This is a genomic window from Streptomyces sp. NPDC086554 (assembly GCF_040686095.1).
Classification (GTDB): Bacteria; Actinomycetota; Actinomycetes; order Streptomycetales; family Streptomycetaceae; genus Streptomyces.
The window spans coordinates 143568-161031 of the sequence record NZ_JBFBJK010000004.1 but is presented as its reverse complement, the minus strand read 5'-3'; the positions used below and the strand labels follow the sequence as shown (position 1 = coordinate 161031).

The following is a 17464-nucleotide window of genomic DNA, read 5'->3' as shown; positions in this document are numbered from 1 at the left end:
GCGATGGCTGCGGGGTGAGAGAAATGCGTGCTGTCGACGCTACGCCAGCGGGCGTGCGGGACGCGTCGCTTCCCCCGTACGGGCCACCGGTTCCCCGTGCGGCCGCCCGATGGCGGAAGCTGTCAGGTGTGAGCCTGAGGAGCCTGTGGGCGGTCGGCACCGCCGCCCGCCGCGTCGCCGTCCCAGCGCGCCCGCCGCATGTCGATGCGGGGAAGATGGCCGTCGGACGCGCGGCTCGCCCCGCGCAGGGGCGTGCCCTCCGCGCGGTAGTGGTCGAGTGCCCGCAGCTCGTTGCCCGGCAGCAGCACACCGTCCGCGCGCACCACACGCCACCACGGAACCGCTCCTCCGTAGAGGGCCATCACCCGGCCGACCTGCCGGGGCCCTCCCTCCTCGAGCCACTCCGCCACGTCCCCATAGGTCATCACCCGCCCCGGAGGGATCAGTTCCGCCACCTCGAGAACCCGCTCTGCGTACTCGGGGTACTCGGGGTACTCCGGAAGCCCTTGCTCCGATCGGCTCTCCTCGCTCATCCGGACCATCCTGCCGTACCCCACCGACACCGTGACCGTCCCGCGACAGAGCGTGCGGTACGAGACAAACTGGCGCTCAGGGAACACTTCGCGCCCCCGCATCGCACCCTGATGCCCCCCTCTGTCGGCCGGACATGCCACCATCGTGCGGGCGGTGACTGGTGATACGAGATCAAGAAGAGACGACGGAGCAGCAGGATGTGCACCCCGATGAGACGGCGGGCACCCCTGCGGCCGAGTCGCACCCGGACACCGGTGGGCACTCCCTGAACAAGAACGAGAAGCACGAGAAGCGCGAGAAGCACGCAAAGAACGCAAAGAACGCAAAGAACGCAAAGAACGCAAAGAACGCAAAGAATACGGACGAGCAGTCCGGCGACGGAGAAGAGGGCGCGCACGCCTTCGTCTCCGACGACGGCGCCGACGACACGGAGCCGCACACCGACCGTGTCGCGGGCGACGAACCGCTGCTCGCCGCGCGCGTGCACCGTCCTTCGGACCTGATGCGGCTGCTCATCGGCATCCTCGGGATCGCCGTGGTCCTCGCCATCGCCGCGTTCGCGCACGGTACGACGTCGGGCCTCGCCCAGGACATCGACAAGGGCACGGAACAGGCACCCGACGCGCTGATCAGGTTCGCGGGCCTCACCGCGAGCATCGGTGTCCTGCTCGTCCCCGTCGCGTTCGCGATCGAGCGCCTGGTCAAACGGGACGGGCTGCGCATCGCCGACGGTGTCCTCGCGGCCGTCCTCGCGCACGGCGTGACGCTCGCCACCGACCTCTGGGTCGCCAAGGCCGCCCCGGACTCCATCCAGGAGGCGCTGACCCGGCCGTCCCCCGGCGATCTGAACGCGCTCACCGATCCGGTGCACGGCTATCTCGCCCCCGTAATCGCGTACATGACAGCGGTCGGGATGTCCCGCCGGCCACGCTGGCGCGTGGTGCTGTGGGTGGTGCTGCTGCTCGACGCCTTCACCATGCTGGTCACCGGCTACACGACGCCGTTCTCGATCATCCTGACCGTGCTCCTCGGCTGGAGCGTCGCCTACGGAACGCTGTACGCGGTCGGCTCGCCGAACGTCAGGCCCACCGGCCAGACCCTCCTCGCCGGCCTGCGGCACGTCGGCTTCCACCCCGTGAGCGCGGCCCGCGAGGAGTCCCCGGACAGCGGGGAGCACGGCGACCGCGGCCGCCGCTACTTCGTCACCCTGGAGGACGGCCCGCCCCTGGACGTCACGGTCATCGACCGCGAGCAGCAGGCGCAGGGCTTCTTCTACCGCGTATGGCGCAGACTCACGCTGCGCGGCATCACCCAGCGCCGCAGCCTGCAGTCGCTGCGTCAGGCCCTGGAGCAGGAGGCCCTTCTCGCGTACGCGGCGATCTCGGCCGGGGCCGACGCACCCAAGCTGATCGCCACCTCCGAGCTCGGCCCCGACGCGGTGATGCTCGTGTACGAGCACACGGGCGGCCGTTCCCTGGACTCGCTGCCGGACGACGCCATCACCGACGAGCTGCTGTGCGACACCTGGCGGCAGGTGCAGGCGCTGCAGTCGCGGCGGATCGCGCACCGCAGGCTCCAGGGCGACGCGATTCTGGTGGATCGTTCCGGCACGGTGATCTTGACGGACCTGCGGGGCGGTGAGATCGCCGCCGGTGATCTGGTCCTGCGCATGGACATCGCACAGCTCCTGACCACCTTCGGGCTGCGGGTGGGCGCCGAGCGCGCGGTCGCGACCGCCCTGGATGTGCTCGGCCCCGACACGGTCGCCGACTGTCTGCCGCTGCTCCAGCCGATCGCCCTCACCCGCGCCACCCGCGCCACGCTGCGCAAGCGGGCCAGGGAGCGGTCCCAGCGCGAGCGCGAGGCCGTGCTCGAAGCGTCCCGCAAGGAGAAGCTGGCCCGCAGCGAGGCCGCGTCGGCGACCGCCGAGGCCGCCGAGACGGAGACCACCGAAGGCGCCAAGAGCCCCGACCGCAAGGCCGTGCGCGCGGAGAAGCAGGCCGAGAAGCAGGCCATAGACGTGGCCCTGGAGCAGGCACGCGAGGAGGATCTGCTCACCCAGATCCGCCACCAGGTGCTGCTCATCCGGCCGCAGGCGCCGGTCGAGCCCGCCCAGCTCGAGCGGATCAGGCCGCGCACGCTGATCAGTTTCATCGCCGGTGCCATCGGCGCGTACTTCCTGCTCTCGCAGCTCACCCAGGTCGACTTCGGCACGATCGTGGGCGAGGCCGAGTGGGGCTGGGTCGCGGTGGCCGTGGCCTGCTCGGCGCTGAGCTACTTCGCGGCGGCGATGAGCCTGCTCGGCTTCGTGCCGGAGCGGGTGCCGTTCCTGCGGACCGTGCAGGCGCAGGTCGCAGGGTCGTTCGTGAAGATCGTGGCGCCCGCGGCGGTGGGCGGCGTCGCGCTCAATACGCGGTTCCTGCAGCGCTCCGGGGTGCGTTCCGGTCTCGCGGTGGCGAGCGTCGGGGCCTCGCAGCTGTTCGGGCTCGGCTCGCACATCATGCTGCTGATGATCTTCGGCTATCTGACCGGTACGGAGAAGACGCCGTCCCTGTCGCCGTCCCGCACCGTCATCGCCGGTCTGCTGTCGGTCGCCGTCCTGGTGCTCGTGGTGACCGCGATCCCGTTCCTGCGGAAGTTCGTCGTCACGCGCGTGCGCTCACTGTTCGCGGGCGTCGTGCCGCGCATGCTGGACGTACTGCAGCGCCCCCAGAAGCTGCTCACCGGCATCGGCGGCATGCTGCTGCTCACCCTGCTGTTCGTCCTGTGCCTGGACGCTTCGGTACGCGCGTTCAGCACGACGGAGATGAAGCCGCTGACCCTGGCCAGCGTCGCCGTGGTCTTCCTCGCCGGCAACGCGCTCGGCTCGGCGGCGCCCACGCCCGGCGGTGTCGGCGCGGTCGAGGCGACGCTCACCTTCGGTCTGATCGCCGTGGGCGTGCCCAAGGACGTGGCGGCACCCGCGGTGCTGCTCTACCGGCTGCTCACCCTGTGGCTTCCGGTGCTTCCGGGGTGGCTGTACTTCAACCACCTGACGAGGAAGGGCCTTCTTTAGGAAACGGGGCTCTTCTTAAGACGGGGCTCTTCTTAAGAAGAGGGCTGATCACGTCGAGGAGAGCGCCTGATCACGGAAGGCCGAGCCAGCCGTGCGCCCTGTCCGCGCCCCCCGCAGGATGGGAAGCATGCCCAACCTGAAGGCGCGTGCCGCTGTCCTGGCCGCCACCGTCGCCCTGCTGTCATCGACCGCCACGGCCTGCGGCGGCGACGACGCCAAGGACGAGGATCTGTCGGCCCAGAAGCTCAGCTGGAAGGACTGCCCCGCGCCCTCCGCCTCCGAAGGCGGCGGTGAAGCCCCATCCCCGCTGCCCGGCGGCGCCGAGTGGCAGTGCGCCACCATGAAGGCCCCCCTCGACTGGGACAAGCCCAAGGGGGACACCCTCGACATCGCCCTGATCCGCGCAGCGGCGAGCGGCAAGAAGGACCAGCGGATCGGCTCCCTCGTCTTCAACTTCGGCGGCCCGGGCGGATCGGGCATCACCACGCTGCCCGCCTTCGGACAGGACTACGCCAAGCTGCGCACCCGCTACGACCTGGTGAGCTTCGACCCGCGCGGCGTCGGCCGCAGCGCAGGCGTGAAGTGCGAGGACGACGAGCAGCTCGACGAGTACTTCCAGCAGGACTCCACGCCCGACGACGACGCCGAGCAGAAGCAGCTCGTCGACAACGTGAAGAGCTTCAACGGCGCCTGCGAGAAGAACTCCGGAGAGGTGCTCCCGCACGTACGCACCACCGACGCGGCCCGCGACATGGACCTGATGCGCCAGGTGCTCGGCGACGACAAGCTGCACTACTTCGGCATCTCCTACGGCACCGAACTGGGCGGCGTCTACGCCCACTTGTTCCCCAAGAAGGTGGGCCGTGCCGTCTTCGACGCGGTCGTCGACCCCACCCAGACGGCGGAACAGGGCTCCATCGGCCAGGCCGAGGGCTTCCAGCTCGCGCTCGACAACTTCGCCAAGGACTGCACATCCAAGGTCGAGGACTGCCCCGTCGGCGACACCGAGCAGGACGTGAAGGACCGGATCGCGAAGCTCCTCAAGGACCTGGACGCCAAGCCGCTGCCGGCCCTTCCACCGCGCGAACTGACCCAGACCGCCGCCACCAACGGCATCGCCCAGGCGCTGTACTCCAAGGACTTCTGGCCATATCTCACCGACGGCCTCGAGCAGGCGTACGACGGCGACGGCAGGATCCTGATGACGCTCTCCGACGCCATGAACGGCCGCAACCAGGACGGCTCGTACAGCAACATCCAGGCCGCCAACATCTCCATCAACTGCGCCGACGACAAGGCGCGTTACACCGCCGACTACGTCGGGGAGAAGCTCCCCGCGTTCCGCGACGCGTCCCCGCTGTTCGGCGACTATCTGGCCTGGGGCATGGTCGGCTGCACCGACTGGGCGGTGCAGGGCGCCGCCGACCACCCGGACGTCAGCGCGCCGGACGCGCCGCCGATCGTCGTCATCGGCAACACGGGCGACCCTGCCACGCCGTACGAGGGCGCGAAGAAGATGGCGCAGGCGCTGGGCGAGGGCGTCGGCGTCGAGCTGACGTACAAGGGCCAGGGGCACGGGGCGTACGACAGCAAGAACAAGTGCGTGCGGGACGCGGTGAACGGCTATCTGCTGGACGGCACGGTGCCGAAGGCGGGCACGGTCTGCGCATGAACGGCACGGTCTGCGCATAAGCGGAACATAAGGGACCAAGCCCGCCAAGGCCGCTGTCAGAGGCCCCGCCTACTATGGCTTGACTGTCTTCCAAGGGGGAAGCGCTCCATGCCGCGTTTTGTACGGTCAGCAGCTCTGGCTGCCGCAGGGGTCCTGGTGGCGGGGCTCGCCGTCGGCTGCGGCGGTTCGTCGGACAGCGGCGAGGACGACGCCAAGCCGGCCCCGACGGGACCCGAGCAGGAGCCGAGGCCCGATCCCTCCTCCACGCTGCCCGCCACGATCAACGCCCAGAAGCTCGACTGGGGCGGCTGCAAGGCGTCGGGCCAGGAACCCGCGCCGGGCTCCGAGTGGCAGTGCACGACCCTCAAGGTCCCCCTGGACTACGAGAAGCCGGACGGCGAGACGATCGACATCGCGTTGATACGCGCCCGGTCCACCGGCAAGGGTGAGCGCATCGGCTCGCTCCTTTTCAACTTCGGCGGTCCCGGCGGCTCCGGCGTCTCGATGCTGCCGTCGTTCGCCGACGGGTACGAGAAGCTGCGCGAGCGGTACGACCTGGTGAGCTTCGACCCGCGCGGCGTCGCGGGCAGCGCGGGTGTGCGCTGCCGCAGCGACAAGGAGACGCAGGCCGCGGAGTCCGTCGACCTCACCCCGGACACCCCGGCCGAGGAAGCGGCGTACTTCAAGGACGCGGCCGACTTCGGCGCGGGCTGCGAGCGGAACTCGGGCAAGCTTCTCGGACATGTCTCGACGGTCGAGGCGGCCCGCGACATGGATGTGATGCGCCAGGTGCTCGGCGACAAGAAGCTGCACTACATGGGCATCTCGTACGGCACCGAACTGGGCGGCACGTACGCGCACTTGTTCCCCAAGAAGGTGGGGCGCCTCACGCTGGACGCCGTCGTCGACCCGAGTGCGGACTCGGTGGGTCACGCCAAGAACCAGGCGCGGGGCTTCCAGCGCGCCCTGGAGAACTATCTGAAGTCCTCGGGCCAGGACCCGGAGGCGGGCTCGCAGAAGATAGTGCGCCTCCTGAAGCGCCTGGACGCCGAGCCGCTGCCCGGATCGGGCGACCGGAAGCTCACCCAGTCCTTGGCGCTCACCGGCATCACGGTCACGCTGTACAGCCAGCAGAGCTGGCCCGCCCTGACCCGCGGTCTGGAACAGGCCGAGAAGGGCGAAGGATCGGCGCTGCTGCAGCTGGCCGACGCCTACAACGAGCGGGACTCGTCCGGCAGTTACAGCACACAGAGCCACTCGCAGCGCTCGATCTCCTGCCGCGACGACAAGGAGCGGACGACGCCCGCGGAGGCGAAGCGGCAGCTCGCCGATTTCCGCGAGATATCGCCGGTCTTCGGCGAGTTCATGGGCTGGGACACGGCGGGCTGGTGCCATTCCTGGCCGGTGGCCGGGCTGCATGAGTCCCCCGAGGTCAGCGCCCCCGGCGCGGCGCCGGTCCTGGTGGTCGGCAACACCGGGGACCCGGCGACGCCCTACGAGGGTGCGCAGAAGATGGCCGATGAGCTCGGCAAGGGGGTCGGCACGATGCTGACCTGGAAGGGCGAGGGCCACGGGGCGTACGGCAGCGGAAGCGACTGTGTGGACGACACGGTCGACGACTACCTGCTGGACGGAAAGGTGCCGCAGGACGGCAAGGTCTGCTCATGAGAAAGGCCCCGCTCACCAGAGGTGAGCGGGGCCTGACTCCAGCAGGTCAGTACACCGGCTTGTCGGGCTCGATCTGGTTGACCCACCCGATCACGCCGCCGCCCACATGCACCGCGTCCGCGAAGCCCGCGGACTTCAGGACGGCGAGGACTTCCGCGGAGCGGACACCCGTCTTGCAGTGCAAGACGATCTTCTTGTCCTGCGGGAGGCTCTCCAGGGCGGTGCCCATGAGGAACTCGTTCTTGGGGATCAGCCTGGCGCCGGGGATCGAGACGATCTCGTACTCGTTCTGCTCGCGCACGTCGATGATCTCGATCTTCTCGTCCGCGTCGATCCACTCCTTGAGCTGCTTGGGAGTGATCGTCGAGCCGAGCGCCGCCTCCTGGGCCTCGTCGGACACGACGCCGCAGAAGGCCTCGTAGTCGATGAGCTCGGTGACGGTGGGGTTCTCACCGCAGACCGCGCAGTCGGGGTCCTTGCGGACCTTGACCTGGCGGTACTGCATCTCCAGGGCGTCGTAGATCATCAGGCGGCCGACCAGCGGGTCGCCCACACCGGCCAGGACCTTGATCGCCTCGGTGACCTGGATGGAACCGATCGACGCGCAGAGCACGCCGAGCACGCCGCCCTCGGCGCAGGACGGGACCATGCCGGGCGGCGGGGGCTCCGGGTAGAGGCAGCGGTAGCAGGGACCGTGCTCGCTCCAGAAGACGGAAGCCTGGCCGTCGAAGCGGTAGATCGAACCCCACACGTACGGCTTGTTGAGCAGCACGCACGCGTCGTTGACCAGGTAGCGCGTGGCGAAGTTGTCCGTGCCGTCGACGATCAGGTCGTACTGGCTGAAGATGTCCATCACGTTCTCGGCCTCGAGCCGCTCTTCGTGGAGGATCACGTTCACGTACGGGTTGATGCCGAGGACCGAGTCCTTCGCCGACGCCGCCTTGGAGCGGCCGATGTCGGCCTGGCTGTGGATGATCTGGCGCTGCAGGTTCGACTCGTCGACCTCGTCGAACTCCACGATGCCGAGCGTGCCCACGCCCGCCGCGGCGAGGTACATCAGCGCCGGTGACCCGAGGCCGCCGGCGCCGACACACAGCACCTTGGCGTTCTTCAGCCGCTTCTGCCCGTCCATCCCGACGTCGGGGATGATCAGGTGGCGGGAGTACCTGCGAACCTCGTCGACGGTGAGCTCAGATGCTGGCTCGACCAGGGGTGGCAGCGACACGGGGACTCCGTTGGTCGTTATTGCGGAACGGTTGTTCTGTCCGTAACACTGCCACGCCCTTCTTCATTCCGAGACACCCGTTCCGATACGCGAGACGATTTCGTCCCAGTACGCGGGCATGGACTCCCAGGGGTCGCTCGGTCCGCCCCGCTCGATGCGGTCGGTGAAGTAGATCGTCGAGGCCCCCTGCCAGCGCGCGATGCGCAGCGCCTCGTCGAGATGGCCGCGCGGCATGCCGTGCACGAAGTGGCAGAAGCGCTCGGGCGGGTAATCGGCGGTCCACTCGGCCACCTGCGACCAGCGGTAGTCGCTCCAGGGGCCGGAGAAGGTCACCAACTGGTCGGCGGATTCGGCGTATCCGGGATGCGGATGGGTGCCGTGCCCGAGGACGATGTGCGCGTCGTCGCAGAGCGCGCGCAGGGTCGTGATCGTCCGGCGCACCTCGGGAAGCGCGGCGCGCTCGGTGGGGCAGCGGTCGAGGGAGAAGCCGTCGACCTGGTACCAGTCGAGGTAGCGGTGCGCATCGGAGACGATCTCCCCGAAGGAGCGTGCGCCGTACGTCGTGTCGAGGTGACCGAGAACACGGACGCCCGCGTTCCGCAGCCGCCCCGCCGCTTCCAGGCAGTGCGGGTCGGGCCGGTCCCCCGGGCCGCCGGCCACATTCAGGACGACCCAGTGCACAGGGGTGCCCGGACGGGTGAGTTCCGACCATTCGACGGGCGCGACGAGCGGGTGTGCGAAACCCGGGATGCCGAAGCCGAGTCGTACGTCCGTGTGCGCAGTGCCCGTGGCTGTGCTGGTCAGATGCGGCATGCCGCCTCCATCCAGATGTCGGCGAGTGACTCTTCGAGGCTGATCCGGGGGCGCCAGCCGAGGCGGTCGCGCGCGGTGCGCACATCCGCCTGCTGCCAGCTGCCGCAGCCGTCCGGGTAGGGGTAGGCGGCCGGGCTCCCGTGGTCGGATTCGGTGCGCGGGTGCCCGATGGATTGCCGCAGGGGTGCCTGGTCGAGCTCGTGCAGGGCTCCGCCGTACCCGGCGACGCGCGCCAGGACGGCGGCCGCGTCACGCAGCCGCACCGCCCGGCCCGCGCCGATGTTCACGATCCCCTGGGCGGCGGAGAGCGAGGCGGCGTGCACGGCGCGCGCCACATCGCGTACGTCGATGAAGTCCCGCTGCACGCCGAGCCCCCCGAGCTTCAGCTCGCCGTCGCCGGACTGCATGGCGCGCCGCATGGCCTCGGCGAGCCGGCCGAGCGGTGATCCGGCGGGGGTGCCGGGCCCCGCGGGCGAGAACACCCGCAGGACTACGGCGTCGAGCCCGGCCCCGAGCACCAGCTCGGTGGCGGCCAGCTTGCTGACCCCGTAAGGGCCGCCGGGCCTCGGCACGGCGTCCTCGGCGGTCGAAGAGCCCGGCTGGCTCGGCCCGTACTCGGCACCGCAGCCCAGCTGCACGAGCCGCGCCCCGCAGCCGCTGCGGCGCAGGGCCTCGCAGATGGTGGCGACGGCCACCGTGTTGTGCCGGGTCAGCTCGCGGGCGCCGCCGCGGGTGGCGCCCGCGCAGTTGATGACGACTCCGGGGTGCACGGCGTCCAGGAAACGGGTGAGCGCGCCGGGGCTGCCGCTCGCGAGGTCGAACCGTACGTCCGAGTCGTCGCCGCGCCCGAGCGCGGTGAGCTGCACGGCCGGGTCGGCGAGCAGCCGGTCGGCGACGAAACGGCCGAGGTATCCATTGGCTCCGATCAGCAGCACCCTCATCGGGCGGCTCCCGGGTCGGATTCTCGGATGCTGAGGGTGCTCATCTGGGGTTCTCCTTCAAGGGGTTGCCGTGATTCACGGGGTAAGGCCCGCGGTGTCGGCCCCGCGGGAGAGAAGGGCTTGGGGTGGGCGCGGCGTGGCGGGGAGGCGATCAGCCGCGGGTGTCGCGGGCGGGCGTCTGGCCGCACGCGTTGCGAGCAGGCGTTCGGCTTCACGCGCTGCGAGCAGGTATTGGGCGGCTCCCCTTGCGGGCCTGCGGTGCGCTGCTCGCATCGCGGGCAGGCGATCCGCCGCTCCCGTCGCACACAGGCATCCGACCGCTCGCATTGGGCACATGCGTTCCACCCCTCGCCTTGCGGGCAGACGACCCGCCGCCCGCGTTGGGCGCAGGCATTCCGCCCCTCGCCCCGCAGCCAGGCAACCCGCCACCCCCATCGCAGGCAGACGACCCGCCGCTCCCAACGCCCGCGGACGAAGAACTGCTCGCATCGCAGGCAAGCGATCCGCCACTCCCGTCGCGGGCAGGCGATCCGCCGCTCCCGTCGCACACAGACATCCGACCGCCCGCATTGGGCACAGGCATTCCACCCCTCGCCTTGCGGGCAGACGACCCGCCGCCCGCGTTGGGCGCAGGCATTCCGCCCCGCGCCCCGCAGCCAGGCAACCCGCCACCCCCAACGCAGGCAGACGACCCGCCACCCCCAACGCCCGCGGACGAAGAACTGCTCGCATCGCAGGCAAGCGGTCCGCGCGGCGAATGCGGTCCCCCCTGGTCGAGAGGAGCCGAGAGCTGAGGGAAGGGGTAGGTGCAACGCCCAGCTGCCGGGCGCCTGTTGCAAAGGCGTCAAGTAAGCCGCGGCCGGCCCAAGGCACCCTCACGGCGCCCCATACGAATGCGCGGAGGCCCGAGTCAGGGTCCGGCCGCAGTGGAGCAACAGCGTGATCGCGGCGACGCCACAGGCGGCCAGCTGGACCACCCCGGGCCCCCAGGTGTCGACCGTCCGCTCCACCGGCACCGCCACCCACTCGACCCCCGGCAACCGCCCCACGAACACCGAGGCAACAGCCCCCGCCTCCGCCGCCCCCGCGGCCCCCAGCATCAGCAGAGGAGCCCGAGTGAAGCCGTACGAAGAAAGCAGCCACGCCAGCAACAGCAGCACCCCCAACGCCCCGGCCCCAGCGCCCGCCCCGCCGCCCGCAGGGACCACCGACGCGGACACCGCGAGCAGCACCCCCAGCGCACATACGAAGAGCAGGACGACGCCCAGGAGCAACGGCCGTGCGGCGGAGGCGAATTCGGCGAGCCCCCGACTGGCGGAGAGCCGCCCCCGCGCCCGCACGGCGAACAGCCGGGCACACCACACCGCCGGAGCGACAGCAAGCGAGAGCCCCAGAGCGGTGGCCGTAGAAGCCGCCCACGGCCCGTCGGGCCCGCCCGAGACGGCAGCCCGCAGCAGGCCGTCACCGAGAAGGGCGTACGCGACGAGCCAGCAGACCCACGCGCGCGTGACCGGAAGGGCGTGGTGCGTGCCGCGCGAAGAAGCGGGCCCCGGACGCGGCTGCCCGTAGCGAAGCGCGACCCTCAGCGCCACGGCCACGGCGAGCGCCCCGCCGAGCCCCACCGCCAACCGCGCACGCCCCTCCGTCAGCTCGGACCCGGCGACAGCGAGCCCGCACACCGCTCCCGGCAGCAGCGCGAGCAGCGCCCACCCGGCAGAGGTGCCGGACGCTCCCGGTGAGGGCGGCGCCACGAGGAGGTGCCGCTCGTCGTCATCGCGGGGCACGCGCGCGTACATCTCCTCGGCGAGTCCGAAGACGTCCCGGTGCCGGTACCGCGCGGCGGTCCGGTCGGTCACCCCGTGCGCCTCGAGCCCCGCGGCGATCTCCAGCGGATCGACGGCGCGCTCGCACAGTTCACGGTGCCGGTGCATCAGCGCCTTCACGGGGTCGACGGCACCGCGCCGCGGGTTCCTGCCACGCCCGGCGGCGGCCCCCGAAGCCCCCGAAGTCTCCGATGAGGCCGCCGAAACCTCCGGACCCTCCGACGAAGCCCCCCCATAAGCCCCCGAAGCCTCCGAATCACCCGAGGCCCGCCAAGCCGCCGGCTCCCCCACGATCGCCTCCGACTCCCCGAACGCCTCCGCCACCAGCTCCACCGAGCGGGCGTCCCACCCTGCGGCGCCCTCCGGGGCTCTCGGTGTGTCCACCTTCTGCCGCCGCGTCATACGCCCGCCCCTCTCAACTGCCCCTGCCCCTCAGCCTCTTGCGCCGTAGGCACCGCCCAGCTCGGCCCCCCACCCGACGCCCTCGCATCCCCGCCCCCGCCACCCGCGGCGACGGCCCACCGCCCCGGCACATGCGCCTCCGCCGGATTGCCGAACGGCAGCGGCTCGCCCGCGTCGTCGACCGCGTCCCTGCGCACCGGGCAGTGCGAGACGATCTCCAGGTAAATGCCGCCAAACGCCTCGACGTTCTGCTCCACGGTGAACAGTTCGAGTGCCCGCGCACGCGCCGCCGCGCCGAGCCGCTCGCGCCGCCCGGGATCCCTGAGGAGCGCCACACACGCCTCGGCGAGCGCCCGCGGATTGCGCGGCGGCACCACGAGCCCCGTGCCGCCGATGACCTCGACGACCGCGCCGACGTCCGTCGAGACCGTCGCGCGCCCGCAGAACATCGCCTCGACCAGGCTGATCGGAAAGCCCTCCACGACGCTGGAGAGGACGACGACACTCCCCGCCTCGTACGCGTCCGCGAGCTCGGGCGTCGCGGGCGCCCCGATCTCCTCGAAGGACACGGGGTTGTCGCCGACGGCGTGCACGCCCTCCGCCTCGTCCGGGAAAAGCTGCGCGGCGAGCGCCCCGCAGTGCGCGAGATACGCGGCAGCCTCCGGGCCCTGCACCGGCGCCCCGACGATCCGCAGCCGCGCCTTCGGCTCCTCCTTGCGGATCTCCGCGAAGGCGTGAAGGAGTGAGATCAGGTCCTTGGCGGGTTCGATGCGCCCGACCCAGAGGAGGGTGTCGGGGTCGCCGGGGTCCTCCCGCTCACCGACCTCCGCGAAGCGGGACACCTCCATGCCCGGGTAGACCGTCCGCAGCTTCGACCGCTCGGCGCCGCACCGCTCCTGCCAGCGCCGCGCGTGCGTGTTGCCCGGCGTGACGATCGCGGCCTGGCGGTACACCTCCGCAGCGAGCCGCCCGTGGAAGGAGGTGAGCAGCGCCCGCGCCGGCGCGCTCGGCGCCTCGTCGCCCGCCGCCAGATAGTGCGCCCGCAACTGCACCCCGTACTCGGTAACCAGGAGCGGCACTCCGGAGAAGTACTTGGCGAGGAGTCCGGGGAGCGCCGCGGGGCCGCCGGACGTGGCGTGGCACAGGTCCACGGCGCCGAGGTCGTCGTCCTCGTACCAGTCGAGGGAGAGGGGCCGCAGCGCGCGCTCGACGAGGGACGCCACCGTGAGCAGATCGGGCACCCGCGCGGTGCGCGCGGCCCGCAGCGCACCCGGTGCGCGGCAGGCGGCCTCCAGGGCGCGCACGGCCGCCTCGGAGCGCAGCGCGCCGACCAGGCCGCCCTCGTCGCGGGCGAGTTCGGCGAGGCCGTAGAGCGCGCTGCCGAAACGGTCCGCCAACTCGTCGGATTCCTCGGTGCCGCCTGCCGCACCGGAGCGGCAGATCACGGCGGCCAGCTCCCCGAAGGACTCGGCGAAGCGCCGCCGGGCCCGCCGTCCGTACCCCGCGCCGAGGGCGATGCCGTCGTCGTCGACGGTCCACAGCGGCGCCGACCGCACCCGGCTGACCTGGGGCGGCAGCTCGATCCAGCCCTGCGCCTCCTGCCGCTCGCTGCGACTGAGGGCGTAGATGTCGAATTCGTGCTGCCCGAGCCCGCGCACGAGCCGGTCGCACCAGAGCCTGGCCTCACCGCTCACATACGGATAGCCACCCTCCGTAAGCAGTCCGATGCGCACGCGCACACCCCCGATCTCCCATGTGGGGAGCCGCCGTTGGTCCGGCGGCTCGCAGCGGGACGAACGTATGCGGACATGACGGTGGCGTGATGGACGGTTGTCCATCACGCCACCAAAAGGGGTGAACGGCCGTAACTTTCCCGTGCCGGTTGCGTTCCGTCGCGCTATGGCGCCACGAAAGCGCTTTTCAGCTACGGAGAGTCATGCTGCGGCCAGCTCCCTGCGGGGCGTGCGGCGGCGCGCCGCCGCGTCCGGATCGAGTGCGGGGACGGCCGCCAACAGCTGTCTGGTGTACGCCTCCTGGGGCGCGCCGTACACCTCGTCGACGGTGCCGGACTCGACGATCCGCCCCTGCCGCATCACCCCGACCCGGTCGCCCGCCGGCCGCCGCTGAACTCGTGGGGGTAGCGCCCGTAGTGCGCCGGATCGAGGCCGACACGCGCCATCAGGTCCCGTACGCGATCGCGTACCCAAGAATCGTCGCGCCCGCCCCGCGCGCGCAGCGGATCGGCGATGGGCTCCCCCCACGCCGCGCCGCGGATTGAGCGAGGAGACGGGGTCCTGGAACACCATCTGCACATCGGGCCGTACGCCGCCGCCGTCGACGCCTTCGTGGCGGATCTCCCCTGCCGTCGGTTCGAGGAGCCCGACCAGCATCCGCCCGAGCGCGCGTACTTGGCGGCCTCGATCAGCGCGAGCGAGAGCCAGGGAAGCAGCAGGTTCCACGCCCACTGCTGGGGGTCGTCGGTGAACGCGACGTACTGCGGGAAGGGCAGCCAGTTCAGCTGGCCGCAGACCACGATCATCAGCAGCAGGCCGATGACGAAGACGGGCGTGGCCGTGCCCGCGAGGGTGACGGCGGTCAGCACGCGCTCGGTGACGCGTCCGCGCCGCCAGGCGGAGAGGACGCCCGTGCCGACGCCGAGGATCAGCCACATCACCATGGCGCCGAGCGCGAGCGCCCCGGTGACCGGCAGCTTCGCGAGGCCATTTAGCCCGGTGAGGCGCCGAAGAGGGTCAGGGCCTGAGAAAGGTCATGAGAATGCAAGCGACGCACGCGCCAGGGGCGGGCGTCAGTAACAGTGAATGCCGGACACGCTGACACGCAGTGCGCATGCCGATCATTTCGTCCTCAACTCTTGGGAAACGCCCAGGGGTTGGCCTTGCACTTGATTCCGTCGTGGTCGAGGAACTTGGTCTGCTGCTGCATGACCGGGGCGAGTTCACCGTTCTTCGTGCAGTCGACGTGATTGAAGCCGAGCCGGTGGCCGACCTCGTGATTGATCAGCATCTGGCGGTACGGGTGGATGCGGTCGCCGTACGTCTTGGCGCCCTGCGCCCATCGATAGGCATTGATCATGACGCGGTCGGTGGCCGCGGAATCGCAGGACACGTTCTGTTCGAGCGTGTCGAGCCCCGACTTCGCGCACCATTTCGCCGTCGTACCGGGGCTGGCCAGCGTAATGACGAAATCGGGCTTCCCGGAGGAGATCCGCTCGAAGGTCCGGCCTCCGGCGTGTGCCCAACTCCGGTCGTCGTTCAGGGTTTTCTGCACGGCCGCCGCGAACAGCTCGCCGTCCAGGCCCATCCCCTTCTCGACATCGACGCGGTAGCGGAACAACTGCCCCTTGCCCGGCGCCTTGTCGAATCCCGCCATGGCGTCGAAGTCACCGGACGCGGTGAGCTTCGCGTCGAGCGGGTACTTCTCGCCCATCTTCGTCTCGTACGTCCCAGGGGCGGCGCCAGGCGGAGTGGGACGGTCGTCCGAGCGGGACGCCGGGTCGTCGGCCTCGCGCTTCTCCTTGCCCTGCGCGGCCTCCGCCTTCGGAGCCGAGTCCTTGGGGTCGTCGGTCACCTGTCCTGCCACGACCACGGCGAGCACGGTGGTGACCGCGGCGGCCGCGATGCCGGTGAAGGTGCGGCCCCTGCCGCCCTTGCCGTCCGTGGCGTCCGTGGCGTCGTTGTCTTGAGGATCGTCCACACCACCGGGCCCGCCGGTGCCGTCGGACCACAGGTCTCCGTGGGCCTGCTCCTCCGCGTCGACCGCGCGGTCCCAGTCGGTGACGGAGGCGTACGGATCGTGGGGCGTCCGCATGGGCGGCACGGTTGCCGTGCCGGGAGCGCCCGGCACGGCTCCTGGCACTCCCGGCCCGCCTGGCACTCCCGGCCCGCCAGGCGCTCCCGGCGCGAACAGGTCCTCGTCCGCGAACTCGTCGCCGAACGCGTCCACGTACTCGCGACGCGGCCCCGGCGCGTACGGCGCGGCCCCCGCCCCCGTCACGGTCCGCGCGCCCGGAACCCCGTACGAGGCCCCCATCCGCGACCCGGCACCCCAGCCGCCGCCCGCCTCACGCTGCTCGGGGTGCCCGCCGCGGACGTGCGGCACGCCGCGCGGAGGCGTGGCCTGCGGGACGCCGTGCGCGGGGGTGGTGTCGGCCGGCGGGCCGACGCGCCTGCGCCGCCCGGTGCCGGGACCCGGCGGGCGTGCGCCCTGCGCCGGCGGAATACCCATGCTGCTCGTGCTGCTGCTGTTGTCTGCGAGGTCGGCCGAACCCCGGCGGCTGTGACGTCCCACGTGCCGCCTCAGCTCCCCGAACCCGCGTCGCCGGTATCGCCCAACTCGCCCGTGTCCGCGAGCAGTTCACGGAAGGCGGTGGCCACCGTGTCCGGATACTCCATCATCGCCACATGCCCCGCATCCGGCAGCGTAAGCAGCCGTGAGTCGCGGAAAGCGGCGGCAGCCTTGCGGGCCATCCGGTACGAGACGAGCAGATCGCGGCCGCCGTAGATGAGCAGCGTCGGCGCGAGCACCCGCTCGGCCTGCCGCCACAGACCGTGCTGGCCGCCCAGCGTGTACGCGTTCACGATGCCGCGCGCCGAGCGCGTCATCGCGTCCCACATGTAGGGCAGCGCGAGCCTGCGCTCCATCTCGCGGACCGCGGCGGCGAAACCTTCCGGCGTGATCCGGGCCGGGTCGCCGTAACAGAGCGCCATGACGCCGCTGACGCGCTGCTCGGCCGTCCAGTCCTTGGTGAGCTTGGTGAAAAGGCTCGCGACGCCGGGCACCGCGAGCAGCCCGGTCGGCACCGCCGTGCGCTGCACCCGCAGCTCGGGCAGTGCGGGGGAGATCAGCGTGAGCGTGCGTACGAGGTCGGGGCGGACTGCGGCGACGCGGGTGGTGACCGCGCCGCCCAGCGAGTTGGCCACCAGGTGGACGGGGCCACGGTCGCTCGCGTCCAGGTAGCGGATGACCGCGCGCGCGTGCCCCGTGACCGAGTAGTCGCCGTCGTCGGGCGGTGGCGAGTCCCCGAACCCGGGCAGATCCAGCGCCTCGCAGTCGACGACGGACTCGACCAGCGGCATCAGGGCCGACCAGTTCTGCGATGACCCCCCGAGCCCGTGCACGAACAGGGCGGGCGGCAGCCCCTCGCGGACGGCCGGCCTGGAACGTACGGAAAGCGTGAGTCCGGGAAGGCCCACCGAGTCGAGCCGCTCGCCCGCCGCGACGCCGACGGCACCCGGCTTGGGCGCGGCGGTGGCGGCGAGCAAGTGCGGCAACTCGGTCGAAGACATGCGGCAATGTTACGAGACGATCACA

General features: G+C 71.3%; 11 protein-coding genes and 2 pseudogenes. 3 read left to right on the top strand and 10 right to left on the bottom strand.

What is annotated here, in order from left to right; genetic code table 11:
* Positions 1-122: 122 nt before the first annotated feature.
* The gene (locus tag AB0O76_RS07980) at positions 123-533 is read right to left on the bottom strand and encodes an MGMT family protein (protein WP_365486611.1); all 411 of its coding nucleotides are present in this window, start codon (positions 531-533) and stop codon (positions 123-125) included.
* 161 nt (positions 534-694) lie between these two features.
* Here AB0O76_RS07980 and AB0O76_RS07975 point away from each other — a divergent pair, with 161 nt between their 5' ends.
* The 3 genes from AB0O76_RS07975 to AB0O76_RS07965 all read left to right on the top strand — a co-directional run bounded on the left by AB0O76_RS07975 (position 695) and on the right by AB0O76_RS07965 (position 6929).
* Positions 695-3589: a lysylphosphatidylglycerol synthase transmembrane domain-containing protein gene (locus AB0O76_RS07975; protein ID WP_365486609.1), complete on the top strand. Its 2895-nt coding sequence runs from the start codon at positions 695-697 to the stop codon at positions 3587-3589.
* A 127-nt stretch (positions 3590-3716) separates the two neighbouring features.
* A complete protein-coding gene (locus AB0O76_RS07970; protein WP_365486607.1) occupies positions 3717-5261 on the top strand; it encodes an alpha/beta hydrolase in 1545 nt (514 codons plus the stop codon).
* Between the two features lie 108 nt (positions 5262-5369).
* Complete coding sequence (locus AB0O76_RS07965; protein WP_365486605.1) at positions 5370-6929, top strand: alpha/beta hydrolase; 1560 nt, start codon at positions 5370-5372, stop codon at positions 6927-6929.
* Between the two features lie 46 nt (positions 6930-6975).
* Here AB0O76_RS07965 and moeZ read toward each other — a convergent pair whose 3' ends face one another.
* From moeZ to AB0O76_RS07920, 9 genes and pseudogenes are all read right to left on the bottom strand, one after another.
* Positions 6976-8154: an adenylyltransferase/sulfurtransferase MoeZ gene (gene moeZ / locus AB0O76_RS07960; protein ID WP_266870597.1), complete on the bottom strand. Its 1179-nt coding sequence runs from the start codon at positions 8152-8154 to the stop codon at positions 6976-6978.
* A gap of 63 nt (positions 8155-8217) precedes the next feature.
* Positions 8218-8967 carry a spherulation-specific family 4 protein gene (locus tag AB0O76_RS07955; protein ID WP_365486603.1) on the bottom strand — a complete coding sequence of 250 codons (750 nt, stop codon included), beginning with the start codon at positions 8965-8967 and terminating at the stop codon, positions 8218-8220.
* Entirely contained in the window at positions 8955-9908 is a 954-nt protein-coding gene (locus tag AB0O76_RS07950; protein ID WP_365486601.1) for an NAD-dependent epimerase/dehydratase family protein, read from the bottom strand. Before AB0O76_RS07950 ends, AB0O76_RS07955 begins: the two co-directional genes overlap by 13 nt.
* Positions 9909-10783: 875 nt before the next feature.
* The gene (locus AB0O76_RS07945) at positions 10784-12133 is read right to left on the bottom strand and encodes a hypothetical protein (protein ID WP_365486599.1); all 1350 of its coding nucleotides are present in this window, start codon (positions 12131-12133) and stop codon (positions 10784-10786) included.
* Positions 12130-13866 carry a DUF3492 domain-containing protein gene (locus AB0O76_RS07940; protein WP_365486597.1) on the bottom strand — a complete coding sequence of 579 codons (1737 nt, stop codon included), beginning with the start codon at positions 13864-13866 and terminating at the stop codon, positions 12130-12132. Before AB0O76_RS07940 ends, AB0O76_RS07945 begins: the two co-directional genes overlap by 4 nt.
* Before the next feature lie 201 nt (positions 13867-14067).
* A pseudogene (locus AB0O76_RS07935) lies at positions 14068-14532 on the bottom strand (hypothetical protein); the annotation flags it as partial.
* A pseudogene (locus AB0O76_RS07930) lies at positions 14532-14849 on the bottom strand (ABC transporter permease subunit); the annotation flags it as partial. The pseudogenes AB0O76_RS07935 and AB0O76_RS07930, both read right to left, overlap by 1 nt.
* Before the next feature lie 149 nt (positions 14850-14998).
* Positions 14999-16378: a DUF3152 domain-containing protein gene (locus AB0O76_RS07925; protein ID WP_365486595.1), complete on the bottom strand. Its 1380-nt coding sequence runs from the start codon at positions 16376-16378 to the stop codon at positions 14999-15001.
* 71 nt (positions 16379-16449) lie between these two features.
* Positions 16450-17439: an alpha/beta hydrolase gene (locus AB0O76_RS07920; RefSeq protein ID WP_365486593.1), complete on the bottom strand. Its 990-nt coding sequence runs from the start codon at positions 17437-17439 to the stop codon at positions 16450-16452.
* Positions 17440-17464: the final 25 nt, after the last annotated feature.

What these genes read in the sequence shown, in the direction of transcription:
- AB0O76_RS07980 (WP_365486611.1), bottom strand. Translation starts at nt 533, where the DNA reads ATGAGCGAGGAGAGCCGATCGGAGCAAGGGCTTCCGGAGTACCCCGAG.
- AB0O76_RS07970 (WP_365486607.1), top strand. Translation starts at nt 3,717, where the DNA reads ATGCCCAACCTGAAGGCGCGTGCCGCTGTCCTGGCCGCCACCGTCGCC.
- AB0O76_RS07965 (WP_365486605.1), top strand. Translation starts at nt 5,370, where the DNA reads ATGCCGCGTTTTGTACGGTCAGCAGCTCTGGCTGCCGCAGGGGTCCTG.
- AB0O76_RS07955 (WP_365486603.1), bottom strand. Translation starts at nt 8,967, where the DNA reads ATGCCGCATCTGACCAGCACAGCCACGGGCACTGCGCACACGGACGTA.
- AB0O76_RS07950 (WP_365486601.1), bottom strand. Translation starts at nt 9,908, where the DNA reads ATGAGGGTGCTGCTGATCGGAGCCAATGGATACCTCGGCCGTTTCGTC.
- AB0O76_RS07945 (WP_365486599.1), bottom strand. Translation starts at nt 12,133, where the DNA reads ATGACGCGGCGGCAGAAGGTGGACACACCGAGAGCCCCGGAGGGCGCC.
- AB0O76_RS07925 (WP_365486595.1), bottom strand. Translation starts at nt 16,378, where the DNA reads ATGGGTATTCCGCCGGCGCAGGGCGCACGCCCGCCGGGTCCCGGCACC.
- AB0O76_RS07920 (WP_365486593.1), bottom strand. Translation starts at nt 17,439, where the DNA reads ATGTCTTCGACCGAGTTGCCGCACTTGCTCGCCGCCACCGCCGCGCCC.